Raw genomic sequence first — 14,606 nt, forward strand, 5'->3', positions numbered from 1 at the left:
CGAGCAGGGCGCCACACACATGACTACTCCGCAGAACCCCCTTTCCCACGCCGAAACGCTCGACCGGCTGCACAGCCTCCGCGGCGTGCTTTTCGATCTCGACGGCGTGCTCACGCCGACCGCCGACGTGCACATGCACGCCTGGTCGCGCCTGTTCACCCCGTTCCTCGAGGAGCAGGGCGTCTCTCCCGCCTACGGCGATGCCGACTACTTCGAGTACATCGACGGCAAGCCCCGCTACGACGGAGTGCGCTGCCTGCTGGCCTCCCGCGGCATCACCCTCCCCGACGGGCTGCCGACGGATGCCCCGGACCAGGAGACCGTCTGCGGCCTCGGCAATCGCAAGAACGAGGCCTTCAACGAGACCCTGGCCGAGGAGGGCGTGACGCCCTACCCCGGCTCGCTGGAGTTCCTCGACTTCGTCACGAGGGCCGGACTGCTCGTTGCCGTCGTCACCAGTTCACGCAACGGCGAGCTGACCCTCGCCGCCGCGGGCATCCGCGACCGGTTCGAGGTCGTCGTCGACGGCCTCCTCTCCGCCTCGCGCGGACTCGCCGGCAAGCCGGCTCCTGCCACCTACGAGCTGGGCGCTGAGCTGCTCGGCCTCACCCCCTCGGAGTGCGTCGTCGTGGAGGACGCCCAGTCGGGCATCCAGGCCGGCCGCGCCGGCAACTTCGGCCTCGTGCTCGGCGTCGACCGCGGAGTGGGCAGGAAGACCCTGCTCGACGCGGGCGCCGACATCGTGGTCTCCGACCTCGACGAGCTCGTGCCGGCATCCGCCACCCTCACCCCGAACACCACCTCAGCCACCACGGAGGCGAACGCATGAACCTGAACCCCTCGGATCCCCTCGATCGCAACCGGTTCCCCGTCGACGAGTGGGCACTCGTCGAGAACGCCTTCTCCGGCGAGGACATGGGCCGCACGGAGACCCTGTTCGCGGTCGGCAACGGCTACCTCGGCCTGCGCGGCAACGTCGACGAGGGTCGCGACGGCCACGTGCAGGGCACCTACATCAACGGCTTCCACGAGACGTGGCCGATCCGGCACGCTGAAGAGGCCTTCGGCTTCGCGCGCGTCGGCCAGACCATCGTCAACGCCCCGGATGCCAAGGTCATCCGCATCTACGTCGACGACGAGCCCCTCGTGCTGACCCTGGCCGACCTGCTCAGCTACGAGCGTCGCCTGGACTTCGCCGACGGCGTCCTGTCACGCTCCCTCATCTGGCGCACGCCGTCGGGCAAGCGGGTCCTGATCCGGTCCCGCCGGATGGTCTCCTTCACCGAACGCCACCTGGCGGTGCTGCAGTACGAGGTGACCATGCTCGACGCGGACGCCTCCGTCGTCATCTCCAGCCAGATCCTCAACCGGCAGGACGGCATGGGCGAGTACGACGCCCCGAAGGCCGGGGGCGGCAAGGACTTCGACCCGCGCAAGGCGGAGTCGTTCACCGACCGGGTGCTGCAGCCGCGGTTCAAACGCGCCTCCGACGGCCGGTACATCCTCGGTTTTCGCTGCACCAACTCGGGCATGACGATCGCCTGCGGTGCCGACCACTCGATCGACACCGCCAACGAGTTCGAGGAGTCGTCGCAGCTCGACGACGACATCGCCAAGCATGTCTACAAGATCAAGGCCACGCAGGGCAACGTCATCCGCGTCACCAAGACGTTGAGCTACCACACCTCGACCGGCGTGCCCACCCACGAGCTCGCCGACCGCTGCGACCGCACCCTCGACCGGGCGCGCACGGAAGGCCTCGAGGCCATCCTCACGGCGCAGCGCGACTGGCTCAGCGCCTTCTGGGCCCGAACGGATGTCCAACTCGCCGGCCAGCCCTCGCTGCAGCAGGCCACCCGGTGGAACCTGTTCCAGCTCGCCCAGGCCTCGATGCGCGCCGACGGCCAGGGCGTGTCCGCGAAGGGGGTCTCCGGCTCCGGCTATGGCGGCCACTACTTCTGGGACACCGAGATCTACGTGCTGCCGTTCCTCACCTACACGTCCCCGAACGCCGCGCGGAACGCCCTGCGCTTCCGGCATGCGATGCTCGACCACGCAAGGATGCGCGCCCGCGAGCTGAACCAGCTCGGCGCCCTCTTCCCGTGGCGCACCATCAGCGGCCTCGAATCCTCGGCCTACTACGCCGCGGGAACCGCGCAGTACCACATCGACGCCGACGTCGCCTATGCGCTCGGCCAGTACGTGGCGGCGACCGGCGACGAGGACTTCCTCTCCCGCGAGGCGATCGACATCCTCGTCGAGACCGCCCGGATGTGGGCGGACCTCGGTTTCTGGCGCGGCAACGGAAACGACGTGTTCCACATCCACGGCGTCACCGGGCCGGACGAGTACACGACCGTCGTCAACGACAACATGTACACGAACATCATGGCCAGGGCCAACCTCCGCTCCGCCGTCACCGCCGTGCGGCGGCTGCGCTACATCGACATCGACTCCTACAACGCCATGGTCGCCCGCCTCGGCCTGGACCAGACCGAGGTCGTGGAGTGGGCCTTCGCCGCGGAGGCGATGCACATACCGTTCGACGAGACCCTGGGCATCCACCCGCAGGATGCCCAGTTCCTCGAGAAGGAGCGCTGGGACCTGTCGGCGACGCCCGCGGCCAACCGGCCGCTGCTTCTGCACTACCACCCCCTCGTGATCTACCGCTTCCAGGTGCTCAAGCAGGCGGATGTCGTGCTCGCCCTCCTCCTGCAAGGAGACCAGTTCACGGCCGAGCAGAAACGCGCCGACTTCGACTACTACGACCCGATCACGACCGGCGACTCCACCCTGTCCGACGTGGTCCAGTCCATCATCGCGGCCGAGGTCGGCTACCACGAGCTCGCCCTCAAACACTTCACCTCCGGCCTCTTCGTCGACCTCGCCGATCTCCACCACAACGCGGCGGACGGCGTGCACGTGGCCTCGGCCGGCGGCGTCTGGAGCGCGCTCGTCTACGGCTTCGGCGGGCTGCGCGACCACAACGGGCGAATCACCCTAGACCCGCGACTGCCGGTCGGCTGGGAGGAGCTCACCTTCCGGATCACCCTCAAGGGTTCCCGAGTGCGGGTCGACCTGCGTCAGGAGGAGATCGTGCTCACCATCGAAGAGGGCGACGCGGCCAGGCTCGCCGTGCGCGGGGTTGCCTTCGACCTCGTGGCCGGCCACCCGGTGACGGTCCCGCTGTCCCACCAGGGCCTGCGCGAACCCGGCGCCCCCTCGCCGTCGACGATCGAGGGCGGCCGCCGTGCGGACGGCACCGTCATCACGTCGTCGATCCCGACGATCGCGCACGTGTTCGACTACGAGGTCAGCGACTGAGCAGCGGGAATGAGAGGCCCCCACTCCGGTGGGGGCCTCCCTCCCCGCCGGACTCTTCATGGACCTCGAGCGTTCCGGCCCGATTCCGGTCTACTTCCAAGTCTCCCAGCGTCTGGAGCGGGCCATCCTCGGTGGCGACCTGCCAGCCGGCTCGCGCCTCGAGAACGAGGTTGCCCTGGCCGAACGCCTCGGGTTGAGGACGCCGCAGGTCGGCGACGATTCCGTCCCCTTCCCTGAAGGCCGGGCACGAGGTCGGCGTGACCTACTTACCGGTCGAACGCTCCAGTTCGTGGGCGAGCGCCTCGAGTTCCGCTCCTCCCGCCATGAGCCGGGTCATCTCTTCAATCGTGATTTCGCTCTTGGTGAAATCGCCGAGGATCGTCCCCCGCTTGAGCAACAGGAAGCGGTCGCCGACAGGATAGGCGTGATGCGGGTTGTGGGTGATGAACACCACACCGAGCCCGCGGTCGCGCGCGTGCGCGATGTACTTGAGCACGACACCTGCTTGCTTGACGCCGAGCGCAGACGTCGGCTCGTCAAGGATGACGATCTTTGCCCCGAAATACACGGCCCGCGCGACGGCGACCGACTGGCGTTCGCCCCCGGAGAGCGTGCCGATGGGCTGATCGACGTCCCGCAGATCGATCCCCATCTTGGCGAGTTCTTCCATGGTGATCGTGCGCATGGCCTTCACATCGAGCCGGCGAAACGGCCCGACCCCGCGGGTCATCTCCGACCCGAGGAAGAAGTTGCGCCAGACCGGCATCAGCGGAACCACGGCAAGGTCCTGGTACACCGTGGCGATTCCGACGTCCAGAGCCTCCCGCGGACTCGAGAACCTGCGCTCCTTGCCATAGACGAGGAGCGTGCCCCCCGAGTGCTGGTGCGCTCCGGCCAGGATCTTGATGAAGGTCGACTTGCCTGCGCCGTTGTCGCCGAGAACGCAGAGCACCTCGCCCTCTCCCACCGACGCGCTCACGCCCTGCAGTGCGATGATCGAACCGTAGGTTTTGCCGATGTCCCGCATTTCGAGGATGGGGGTGACAGATGAGATCTTCCCGGTCATCAGCGGACTCCTGCCTGCCTGCGTACGTAGAGGTTGACGAGAACGGCGAGCAGGAGCATCCCTCCGAGGAACGCCTTCAGCCAATTGTTGTCCCATTGGGCGAAGACGATGCCCTGTAAGGTCATCCCGTAGATGAGCGCACCGAGGGCCGCACCGAAAGCGGAACCGTAGCCGCCCGTGAGCAGGCAGCCGCCGACCACAGCGCAGATGATGTAGATGAACTCCTGGCCGATGCCGGTCGTCGCCTGGACGGTGGATACGTCGAAGAGCTGCAGCATTCCGACGAGCCAGCCGGCGCCGGCCGTGGTCATGAACAGGCCGACCTTGGTCTTCATCACGGGAACGCCGGTTTGGCGAGAACTCGTGACCTCCCCTCCGACTGCGAAGATCCAGTTGCCTGCCCTCGTGCGGAGTAGGACCCAGCTGGCCAGGGCGACCAGGATGACCCACCAGACGACGGAGATCTTCAGGTCCATCCCGAGGAACGGGAAGGACGACCCGAAGAAGATCTTGACCGCGTCGAAGCCGGGGACCACACTCATGCCCTGAATCGCGACGGTGCCGGTGATCAACTTCGTCACCGCCAGGTTCAGTCCCTGGAGGATGAAGAAGGTAGCCAGTGTCACGATGAAGCTGGGCAGGCCCGTCTTCATCACGACGTAGCCGTTTCCGGCGCCGATTGCGAGCGCAGCCAGGAGAGCGATGACCATCGCGAGCCAGATGTTCACTCCCCACTCGGTGGTGATCACGCCCACGATCAGCCCCGTGGTGCCGGTCATGGCTCCCGCCGAGAGGTCGAATTCGCCGCCGATCATGAGGAGGGCAACGGCGACGGCCATGATCCCGAACAGGGAGGATGAATACAGCCAGGTGGAGACGCCCGCGGGAGTCAGGAAGGTCTGGGTCGAGAGGGAGAAGAAGACGAAGATCGCCAGGGCCGCGACCGCCGCTCCGACCTCGGGTCGGCGCAGCATCTTGATCAGGGGGCTGGCCTTCGGTATCCGCTCATCCGCCCCGGAAATAATGGCCGTAGTGGTCATCGCGTGCCGTTCTTCGCGAACTTCGCGACCTGCGCCGCGTTCTCCTTGGTCACGAAGCCCGGGCCGGAATAGACGGGCTGCCCGCCACCGACGACGTCACCGTTGCGCTTCTGCAGCACGAGGAACACGACCGGGAGGTAGCCCTGCGAGTAGGGCTGCTGGTCCACCGCGAACAGGATCTTTCCGTCCTCGATGAGCTTGGTGACGTCCGCGGAAACGTCGAATGTCGCAAGAACTGACTTGCTCTTGGCCTCGGTCACGGCCTGGCTTGCGGCCACGGCAATCGAGGGGTTGAGCGTGAGCACGCCATCGATGGACGGATCAGCGAGGAGCTTGCTCTTGATGGTGTTCTGGGCGTCCGCGACGTTGGCCACGTCGACCTGGACGTTGCTAACCGTGCCACCGAGCGTGTCAGCAGCGCCCTTGCAGCGATCCTCAAGACCCGAGTTTCCGGCCTCGTGGATGACACAGATCACATTCGTGGCGCCGCTCGCAGCCAGCTTCTCACCTGCGCCCTGTCCCGCAATGAACTCGCTCTGTCCGACGTGGGTCTGCGCACCGAACTCCTTCGATTTCTCAAGGCCCGAGTTGATGGTGATGACCGCAATCCCTGCGGCGACGGCTTTCTCGACCGTATCCTTGACGCCGTCCGGGTTCGCCATGGACACGATCAGTCCGTCCGGCTTCGAGGCGATCGCCGCGTCGATGAGCTGACTCTGCTTGACCGGGTCTCCGTCGCCCTGATACGTGATGGTCGCGCCGAGGTCTTTGCCGGCCTGTTCGGCTCCGCTCTTGACAACATCCCAGAAGGCATCGCCCGCGCTGCCGTGCGTGACAACGGCGATGGTGGCCTTCTCACCGGACGCAAGGCCGGCCGTGGTGTCGGTCTTGTCGCCCGTGGCGGTGCAACCGGTGAGTGCGAGCGGGATGACGACCAGGGCCGCCAGCCAGCGCGTTGAGTGCTTCATGTTGGAGCCTCCAGTGGATTCAGATGAGTGGTGTTCGATTCGGTGCCGTGATGTCTCGTGCCGGCATCACGCGTGCGTCGAATTGGTGATGAATTCGAGGCTCTGCCTCACATCGGAACGGGATCCTTCGCCCGGTCTTGGCTCTGACATTCGAACACGTTCTCTCGATGGGGAGTTGATTCCGGGAGGAACGTCGGCGTCCGACATCGCCGGCCGGGGTTCCGACGCTGGCTCCGGGCCATGTCAGTTGGTCCTTTCGGCGGCGCCGCGTCAGAGGTACGGCTTCTGGTTCTTCTGGCTGTCGAGATAGTCGATTCGTGCGTCCTGGGTGCTCTGGAGGGTGGACACCTCGGCGATGGGTAGGCGACGATGTTGCATTCGACGGATGCCGCATCCACAGGTGCCGATACCCGCCGCGGGGCGTTCCGTCGCCGAGTTCTACCTTTCCGGTCGAAACCGACCCGCACGCATATCGGGTTCGACCGGAAAGGTAGAACTCGCCGCTGTTCGGAATGACGAAAGGCCCTCGGTTTCCCGGGGGCCTTTCTTGTCCGACTGGGTTTCGCAAATAGATTCAACCCATTTGGCAATCAACCCGCTGTGCGCGAGGGGGGACTTGAACCCCCACGTCCTTTCGAACACTGGCACCTGAAGCCAGCGCGTCTGCCAATTCCGCCACTCGCGCGAACTTAGGAAGATTAGCACTTTCCGGGGCCCATGCGCCATTCGAGGCGGTGTGGGCCGAATCGAGTCGGGCCGAGCCCTGCGGATGGCGGCGCGATCCGGGTCTCGACAAGCTCGACCACCGCCGGTGATTGAGCCTGTCGAAATCAACCGGGTCTCGACAAGCTCGACCACCGGGGCGACAGGCTCGACCACCGGGTCTCGACAAGCTCGACCACCGGGTCTCGACAAGCTCGACCACCGGGCGACAAGCTCGACCACCGGGCGGCGTGAACCCCGAGCGCAGGCACCCTCCCGTAGGATGACAAACCGTGCCCCCAATTGCCTGGCGGGCGTGTTAACACTTCAGGCAAGTAACATGCAGATAGCCGAAAGGATCGGATCGGGAGACCTGTGGGCATACTGGACAACTTTGAAAAGGGCTTGGAGCGCGCCGTCAACGGTGCATTCGCCAAGACCTTCAGGTCGGGGCTGCAGCCCGTGGAGATCACCTCCGCACTGCGCCGCGAGCTCGACACAAAAGCAGCGGTCGTGTCCCGCGATCGCATCCTCGCGCCCAATCGCTTCGTCGTCCGGATGAGCCACGAGGACTACCAGCGCATGACCAACCTCGGCCCGACCCTCGTCGACGAGCTCACCGAGCTCGTGCAGCAGCACGGTCGCGAACAGCGCTACCAATTCGCCGGCGGCGTCTCGATCGCCCTGTCCGACGACCGCGGCCTCAGCGAGGGCATGGTGCAGATCGACTCCAGCACCATCAAGGGCAGCGTCACCTGGACCCCGGTGGTCGACGTCAACGGCAAGCGCTACCCCCTCACCAAGTCCCACACCGTCATCGGCCGCGGCAGCGACGCCGACATCACCGTCGACGACACCGGCACCTCCCGCCGTCACGTCGAGATCCTCTGGGACGGCTCCCGCGCCCAGGTGCGCGACCTCGGCTCCACCAACGGCTCCCAACTCAACGGTTCGCCGGTCAAGCAGGCCATCCTGGAACCGGACTCCGTGGTCACCATCGGCCGCACCCGGATCGTCTTCCGCGTCATCGCCCAGGCCGCCGCCGGGGAGCCCGTGGCCGACCGCCGCCACGAATCGCCCCCCGAACGCCACGACATGGGCGGATTCTGGGGGCCCTCCGCATGAGCGTCAGCGAGCTAACGCTGCTTGTGTTGCGCCTCGGCTTCCTGCTGATGCTGTGGCTGTTCATCTTCGGCATCGTCTACGCGCTGCGCAGCGACCTGTTCGGCCAGCGGGTGCGCAAACAGCAGCAGGATGCCGCGGCATCCGCCCCACCCATCGCCTTCGCCGCCGCCGTGCCGACGCCCGTTCCCGCCGCCACCCTGCCGCCGGCCGGCGCCTCTGCCACGGCCCTGACCGAGCAGCTGACCGGCCGGCCGGCCGCTCCCCCGGCCCGTTCCGGACCGGAACGGGCAACCGCAACCAACGCCACCCGCCTCGTGATCACGTCCGGCCCGAAGTCGGGCACGGAGTTCCCGCTCACCTCCGACTCGGTCACGATCGGTCGGTCGGGCGACTCGAGCCTGGTCATCCGTGACGACTACACCTCCACCCACCACGCCCGGCTGATGCTCTGGAACGAAGAGTGGATGATCCAGGACCTGGATTCGACCAACGGCACCTTCCTGAACGGCTCGCGCCTCGCGGTGCCGACGCCGGTCCCCCTGAACACCCCCGTCAAGATTGGCGCAACCAGCTTCGAGCTTCGGCGGTAGCTGCATGGCGACAGTCAGTCACAGCGCGGCCGCGTCCCACGTTGGAAAGATCCGGTCCAACAACCAGGACTCCGGGTATTCCGGCCGCCAGCTGTTCATGGTCGCCGATGGAATGGGCGGTCACGCCGGAGGCGACGTCGCCTCCGCGATCGCCACGAAGCGCATCATCGAGGCCGACCAGCCCTATCAGACCCCACAGGACGCCGAATTCGCCCTGCAGGCCGCCCTCATCGCCGCGAACTCACAGCTCGCCGAGACCGTGTTCGAGCACACCGAACTCACCGGGATGGGCACCACGGTCAGCGCCCTCGTCGTGCTCGAGGGCGAGGTGGCGATCGCTCACATCGGCGACTCCCGCATCTACCTGCTCCGCGACGGCGAACTCTCCCAGATCACCGTCGACCACACCTTCGTGCAACGCCTCGTCGACAGCGGCCGCATCACCGAGCAGGAGGCCATGGTGCATCCGCGCCGGTCCGTGCTCATGCGCGTGCTCGGCGACGTGGAGTCGTCACCGGAGATCGACACGTCGATCCTGGCCACCATCCCCGGCGACCGCTGGCTGATCTGCTCCGACGGGCTGAGCGGCGTGGTCTCCAACACCGCAATCGCCGCGGCCCTGTCCACCGACCTCGACGCCCAGGGCGTCGCCAGCCGCCTGGTCAAGGAGAGCCTCGACGGCGGTGCGCCGGACAACGTCACCATCGTCGTCGTCGACATCGGCTCGCCCGATGAGCGGGTCGACGTTCCCACCGTGGTCGGATCCGCGGCCGCCCCCCTCGCCTTCGGCGAGGAGCCGAGCCGCAGCCGCGCCCTCCGCATGTCCAGCCTGCGCCTGCACCCGGTGCGGGAGACCCACTTCGAACCCGACTCCCAGGACTACCTCTCCGAGCTCATCGAGGAAGACGAGCGCCGTGCCCGCCGGCGCAAGATCACCTGGCTGATGGGCATCATCCTGCTCGTCATCGCCATCGTCGGCACCGCAGTCCTCGGCTACCAGTGGACCCAGACCCGCTACTTCGTCGGTGTCGAAGGCAGCAACGTCGCCATCTTCCAGGGTGTGCAGCAGGATCTCGGCCCGATCGCGTTGTCGTCGGTCTACGAGGACACCACCCTCAAGGTGTCCGACCTGCGGGTGTTCGACCGCCAGCAGGTGCAGCAAACCATCAGCGCGACCTCCCTCGAAGACGCGAAACTCATCGTCGAACGGCTCCATGATGCCACCCTCAAATAGCCGCGGCACGGCGACGGATACCGCCCAGCGCCCGCAGGGCGCGAAGCCCGGCCGCGTGCGCCGTCTCCATCTCCCGCAGAAGCTTCGCAACCTCGAGCTGTTCCTGCTGCTCATCGCGTGCGGCATCAACGCGGCCTCCGTGGTGCTCGTGCAGCTCGGCGCCCTCGGTCGCATAGACACCACCCTCGTGCTGCTCGGTGCGGGCCTGTCGGTACTCGTCCTGTGCCTGCATGTGGTGCTGCGTGTCGTCGCCCGCGACGCCGACCCGTTCATCCTGCCAATCGCCTCCCTGCTCAACGGCATCGGCATCGCCATGATCTACCGCATCGACATCGCCAACAACGACGCAGGCTGGGAGAGCGCCGCCGTGCGTCAGACGGTGTGGAGCGCGCTGGCAATCGCCTGCGGAATCGCCGTCGTGCTGGTCATCCGCAACCACCGGGTGCTGTTTCGCTACACCTACGTCGCCGGTTTCATCGCGGTCGTCCTCCTGCTCCTCCCGCTCGTGCCGGGCCTCGGCCGCGAGGTCAGCGGCGCCCGGGTCTGGATCGGCATCGGCTCCTTCGCCACCTTCCAGCCCGGTGAGATCGCCAAGATCGCCCTCGCCGTGTTCTTCGCCGGTTATCTGGTGCGCAATCGCGACAGCCTGTCGATGGTCGGCAAGCGGTTACTCGGCATGCGGTTCCCGCGCCTGCGCGACCTCGGCCCCATCCTGGTGGTCTGGGCGCTGTCGATGTCGGTCATCATCTTCCAGCGCGACCTCGGCACCGCCCTGCTCTACTTCGGCCTGTTCCTCGTCATGCTCTACGTCGCCACCGGCCGGCTCAGCTGGGTGCTCCTCGGCATGACGCTCTTCCTCGGCGGCGCCCTCATCGCCAGCCAGACCCTCCAATACGTCAACGGCCGGTTCACCAACTGGCTGGACGCGCTCAACCCGGATGTCTACGGCGCCAGCGGCGGCAGCTACCAGCTGGTGCAGGGCCTCTTCGGCCTCGCCAAGGGCGGCCTGATCGGAACCGGGCTCGGCCAGGGTCGTCCTGACATCACGCCGGTGCCGCAGAGCGACTACATCATCGCCAGCCTCGGCGAGGAACTCGGCCTGGCCGGCCTGTTCGCCATCCTCGCCCTGTACCTGCTCTTCGTAGCACGCGGGTTCCGGATCGGCTTCGCCGGCAACGACGACTTCGGCAAACTGCTCGGGGTCGGCCTCTCCTTCGTTGTCGCCCTCCAGTGCTTCATCGTGATCGGCGGCGTCACCCGGGTGATCCCCCTGACCGGACTGACCACTCCGTTCCTCGCCGCGGGTGGCTCGTCGCTCGTCGCGAACTGGATCATCGCCGCGCTGCTGCTGCGCCTGTCCGACACGCTGCGCAACCAACCCAGGCTGGTGGTCTAAGTGAATCGCGAACTCAAGCGCGTGAGCATCGTCGTGATGCTCATGTTCGTCGCGCTCCTCACATCGACCACGATCATCCAGGTCTTCCAGGCCGACAGCCTCACGGCGGATGCCCGCAACACCCGCACGCTCTACGACAGCTATTCCGTCGAACGGGGCGCCATCCTCGTGGCCGGCAACCCGATCGCGCAGTCGATGCCGATCGCCGACGACTACAAGTTCCAGCGCACCTACAGCAACGGGCCGCTCTACGCGCCGATCACCGGCTTCATCCCGATCAACGGCTCGCCGACCGGACTGGAGCACGCGCTCAACGGCGAGCTCAGCGGCACGTCCAACGCGCAGTTCTTCGACAAGATCAACTCCTTGATCACGGGCCAGAACGCCAAAGGGGCGTCGGTGGAGGTCACCATCGACCCCGTCGCGCAACAGGCCGCCTGGGACGCCCTCGGCGACCTCACGGGGTCCGTGGTCGTCACCGAACCGAAGACCGGCCGCATCCTCGCCATGGTCTCCAAGCCCGGCTATGACCCTAACCTGCTTACGGTGCACGACAACCAGAGGGTCACCGACAGCTACGAGTCGCTGGTCAGCGACGACACCAACCCCCTGATCGACCGGGCGATCAACTCGCTCAACCCGCCCGGTTCGGTCTTCAAACTCGTCGTCGTGACCGCCGCGCTCGAATCCGGCAAGTTCACGCCGGAGAGCACCTTCCCGAACCCGGCCACCTTCCAGCTGCCCGGGTCCACCTCGACCGTGATCAACTCGGGCGGCGGAACCTGCGGCGGCGGCGACACCGTCACCATCGCCACGGCGCTGCGCCTGTCCTGCAACATCCCGATGGCCGAACTGGGACTCCAGCTCGGCGAGAAGGCAATCCGCGACACGGCCGAGAAGTTCGGCTTCAACACGGACTATTCGATTCCGTTGAATGTGTCCCAGAGCGCCTACCCGCTCGAACTCGACGACGCCCAGCTGGCGCTGTCCGCATTCGGGCAGACCAGCGTGCGCGCCACGCCCCTGCAGATGGCCATGGTGTCGGCCACGATCGCCAATGGTGGCGTGGAAATGGCCCCGAATCTGGTCGACCAGATCCTCGCGCCGAACCTGAGCCCGCTCCAGTCCTTCGAGCCCCGCACCATGAAACGGGTGATGAGCGCGGAAACCGCAGCGACGATCACCCAGATGATGGTCAATGGGGTCCAGGACGGTGCCGCCAGCAATGCAAGAATAGATGGGGTCAACGTGGCAGGTAAAACGGGCACGGCAGAGAATGCCGCCGACGATCCCTACACCTTGTGGTTTACCGGATTCGCCCCCGCGGAGGATCCGAAATATGCAATCTCCGTTCTCGTCGAGGATGGCGGGGGACTTGGCCAGACGGGGTACGGCAATCTCCTTGCCGCACCAATTGCAAAGCGGGTACTAGAGGCGGTGCTGAATAAATGAGACCCACAGCAGGGCTCACCTTCGGGGGACGATACGAACTGCAATCCCGGATCGCCATTGGCGGTATGGGAGAGGTATGGCAGTCCGTCGACCTTGTGATCGGCCGCACCGTCGCCATCAAGATCCTCAAGGACGAATACCTCGGTGACCCGGGCTTCCTCGAGCGCTTCCGCGCCGAGGCCCGCCACGCCGCACTCGTCAACCACGAGGGCATCGCCAACGTCTTCGACTACGGGGAAGAAGACGGCAGCGCGTTCCTCGTCATGGAGCTGGTTCCCGGCGAGGCGTTGTCCACCATCCTCGAGCGCGAGCATGTCCTACCCACCGACAAGGTGCTCGACATCGTCTCCCAGACCGCCGCCGCGCTGCACGCCGCGCACGCCGCCGGACTGGTGCACCGCGACATCAAGCCGGGCAACCTGCTCATCACTCCCGACGGCCGGGTCAAGATCACCGACTTCGGAATCGCCCGCATCGCCGACCAGGTTCCGCTCACCGCGACCGGCCAGGTCATGGGCACCGTGCAATACCTCTCGCCCGAACAGGCGAGCGGTCGCGCCGCCTCGCCGACCACCGACATCTACTCGCTTGGGATCGTCGCCTACGAGAGCCTCGCGGGCCGCCGGCCGTTCACGGGTGAGTCCCAGGTGGCCATCGCGATGGCCCAGATCAACGAGACCGCGCCCGACCTGCCCGAGACCGTGTCGGAGCCGGTGCGCAACCTCGTCATCTCCTGCCTGGCCAAGAACCCGGCCGACCGCCCGGCTTCGGCCGCGCACCTCTCCCGTGCCGCGGCCGCCCTGCGCCGCGGGGACATCGCCGCAGCGGCGGCATCCGTGCCCGCGATCATGAACGGGGTCACGCCGACCGCCGCCACGATGCTCATGCCCGGCGCCGGCGCCATGGCGGCGACGACAGTGTTGCCCACCGCGGCGCCCGCCACCCGCGCCTCGACAGCGGCAGCGGCCGCGGCCGCCAAGAAGCGCAGCCCGTGGACCTGGCCGCTGATCGCACTGATCGCGTTGCTCGCGATCGTTCTCACCGGCACCCTGATCGCCCTCTTCACCCAGCAGGGTGCCACCCCGGCGCCCACCCCGTCGGCGTCCTCGACGCCCAAGGCAACGCCCAAGGCAACCCCGACACCAACGCCGACGCCCACCCCGACCAGCAACACGGTCGAGGTGACCCTGGCCGACTACGTCGGGCTCACCAGCACGGAGGCCCGCGACAAGCTTGCCGGGCTGGGTTTCGTCGTCGATGTGCAGACCGGCAACGCGTCCACCAAGAGCGAAGAGGTCGCCGACACCGTCTACTCGGTCAACCCGACCGGGCCGGTGCGCAAGGGCGAGAAGATCACGGTCAAGGTCTACGCGCCCGCCGTGGCCCCGGATGCCCCCACCGTCGCTCCCACGGCGACCCCGGCCGCCACGGCGCAGAACAAGCCGGTGACCGTGACCTGGGCCGCGCAGTCCTGCCCCAGCGGGCAGACCCTGTCCGGCTACGAGGTCCTGGCCGAGGGCCAGGGCGCCATCTCGCCTGCCGCGGTTGGGCCGGACACCACCACGGCGACGGTGACCACCGGTCCGGAGTCCGGCACGTTCACGGTCAAGTTCCGGTACCTCTGCGGAGCGACCGCGTCGCCGTACTCCCCGTCGTCAACCGCCGTGACCGTCACCGCAGTGCCGTAATCGGTGCCGGGAGTGTTCCGG

At 66.9% G+C, this 14,606-nt stretch carries 11 protein-coding genes and 1 tRNA gene; 8 read left to right on the plus strand and 4 right to left on the minus strand.

Features of this window, described 5'->3' with window-relative positions:
- Window positions 1-19 precede the first annotated feature (19 nt).
- Together E3T48_RS07620 and E3T48_RS07625 are read left to right on the plus strand one after the other, a co-directional pair.
- Entirely contained in the window at window positions 20-829 is an 810-nt protein-coding gene (locus tag E3T48_RS07620; protein WP_134523392.1) for an HAD family hydrolase, read from the plus strand.
- The gene (locus E3T48_RS07625; RefSeq protein WP_134523393.1) at window positions 826-3,324 is read left to right on the plus strand and encodes a glycoside hydrolase family 65 protein; all 2,499 of its coding nucleotides are present in this window, start codon (window positions 826-828) and stop codon (window positions 3,322-3,324) included. Before E3T48_RS07620 ends, E3T48_RS07625 begins: the two co-directional genes overlap by 4 nt.
- A gap of 262 nt (window positions 3,325-3,586) precedes the next feature.
- Here the strand turns inward: E3T48_RS07625 and E3T48_RS07630 are convergent, their stop codons facing one another.
- The 4 genes from E3T48_RS07630 to E3T48_RS07645 all read right to left on the minus strand — a co-directional run bounded on the left by E3T48_RS07630 (window position 3,587) and on the right by E3T48_RS07645 (window position 7,083).
- Window positions 3,587-4,390, minus strand: a complete 804-nt coding sequence (locus E3T48_RS07630) for an ATP-binding cassette domain-containing protein (protein ID WP_134523395.1) — start codon at window positions 4,388-4,390, stop codon at window positions 3,587-3,589.
- Window positions 4,390-5,430 carry an ABC transporter permease gene (locus tag E3T48_RS07635; protein WP_134523397.1) on the minus strand — a complete coding sequence of 347 codons (1,041 nt, stop codon included), beginning with the start codon at window positions 5,428-5,430 and terminating at the stop codon, window positions 4,390-4,392. Before E3T48_RS07635 ends, E3T48_RS07630 begins: the two co-directional genes overlap by 1 nt.
- Window positions 5,427-6,398: a sugar ABC transporter substrate-binding protein gene (locus E3T48_RS07640; protein WP_134523398.1), complete on the minus strand. Its 972-nt coding sequence runs from the start codon at window positions 6,396-6,398 to the stop codon at window positions 5,427-5,429. Before E3T48_RS07640 ends, E3T48_RS07635 begins: the two co-directional genes overlap by 4 nt.
- Window positions 6,399-6,999: 601 nt before the next feature.
- Window positions 7,000-7,083 (minus strand) — tRNA-Leu (locus tag E3T48_RS07645).
- A 392-nt stretch (window positions 7,084-7,475) separates the two neighbouring features.
- Here E3T48_RS07645 and E3T48_RS07650 point away from each other — a divergent pair.
- From E3T48_RS07650 to E3T48_RS07675, 6 genes are read left to right on the plus strand one after another with little or no spacing between them, the layout of a single operon-like run.
- Window positions 7,476-8,225: an FhaA domain-containing protein gene (locus E3T48_RS07650; RefSeq protein ID WP_134523400.1), complete on the plus strand. Its 750-nt coding sequence runs from the start codon at window positions 7,476-7,478 to the stop codon at window positions 8,223-8,225.
- Window positions 8,222-8,815, plus strand: a complete 594-nt coding sequence (locus E3T48_RS07655) for an FHA domain-containing protein FhaB/FipA (protein WP_134523402.1) — start codon at window positions 8,222-8,224, stop codon at window positions 8,813-8,815. The genes E3T48_RS07650 and E3T48_RS07655 overlap by 4 nt, the downstream gene beginning before the upstream one ends.
- A 4-nt stretch (window positions 8,816-8,819) precedes the next feature.
- Entirely contained in the window at window positions 8,820-10,049 is a 1,230-nt protein-coding gene (locus tag E3T48_RS07660) for a PP2C family protein-serine/threonine phosphatase (protein WP_134523404.1), read from the plus strand.
- Window positions 10,033-11,445: an FtsW/RodA/SpoVE family cell cycle protein gene (locus tag E3T48_RS07665; RefSeq protein WP_134523512.1), complete on the plus strand. Its 1,413-nt coding sequence runs from the start codon at window positions 10,033-10,035 to the stop codon at window positions 11,443-11,445. Before E3T48_RS07660 ends, E3T48_RS07665 begins: the two co-directional genes overlap by 17 nt.
- On the plus strand, window positions 11,446-12,897 hold the full coding sequence (locus E3T48_RS07670; RefSeq protein ID WP_134523405.1) for a peptidoglycan D,D-transpeptidase FtsI family protein: 1,452 nt from the start codon (window positions 11,446-11,448) through the stop codon (window positions 12,895-12,897).
- Window positions 12,894-14,585, plus strand: coding sequence for a protein kinase domain-containing protein (locus tag E3T48_RS07675; protein WP_134523407.1), 1,692 nt, complete (start codon window positions 12,894-12,896; stop codon window positions 14,583-14,585). Before E3T48_RS07670 ends, E3T48_RS07675 begins: the two co-directional genes overlap by 4 nt.
- Window positions 14,586-14,606: the final 21 nt, after the last annotated feature.

Origin of the sequence: Cryobacterium fucosi, from assembly GCF_004403515.1 — a bacterium.
Lineage (GTDB): Bacteria > Actinomycetota > Actinomycetes > Actinomycetales > Microbacteriaceae > Cryobacterium > Cryobacterium fucosi.

Coding starts and splice junctions, on each gene's coding strand:
- E3T48_RS07620 (WP_134523392.1), top strand. CDS start 20: ATGACTACTCCGCAGAACCCCCTTTCCCACGCCGAAACGCTCGACCGG.
- E3T48_RS07625 (WP_134523393.1), top strand. CDS start 826: ATGAACCTGAACCCCTCGGATCCCCTCGATCGCAACCGGTTCCCCGTC.
- E3T48_RS07630 (WP_134523395.1), bottom strand. CDS start 4,390: ATGACCGGGAAGATCTCATCTGTCACCCCCATCCTCGAAATGCGGGAC.
- E3T48_RS07635 (WP_134523397.1), bottom strand. CDS start 5,430: ATGACCACTACGGCCATTATTTCCGGGGCGGATGAGCGGATACCGAAG.
- E3T48_RS07640 (WP_134523398.1), bottom strand. CDS start 6,398: ATGAAGCACTCAACGCGCTGGCTGGCGGCCCTGGTCGTCATCCCGCTC.
- E3T48_RS07655 (WP_134523402.1), top strand. CDS start 8,222: ATGAGCGTCAGCGAGCTAACGCTGCTTGTGTTGCGCCTCGGCTTCCTG.
- E3T48_RS07660 (WP_134523404.1), top strand. CDS start 8,820: ATGGCGACAGTCAGTCACAGCGCGGCCGCGTCCCACGTTGGAAAGATC.
- E3T48_RS07665 (WP_134523512.1), top strand. CDS start 10,033: ATGCCACCCTCAAATAGCCGCGGCACGGCGACGGATACCGCCCAGCGC.
- E3T48_RS07675 (WP_134523407.1), top strand. CDS start 12,894: ATGAGACCCACAGCAGGGCTCACCTTCGGGGGACGATACGAACTGCAA.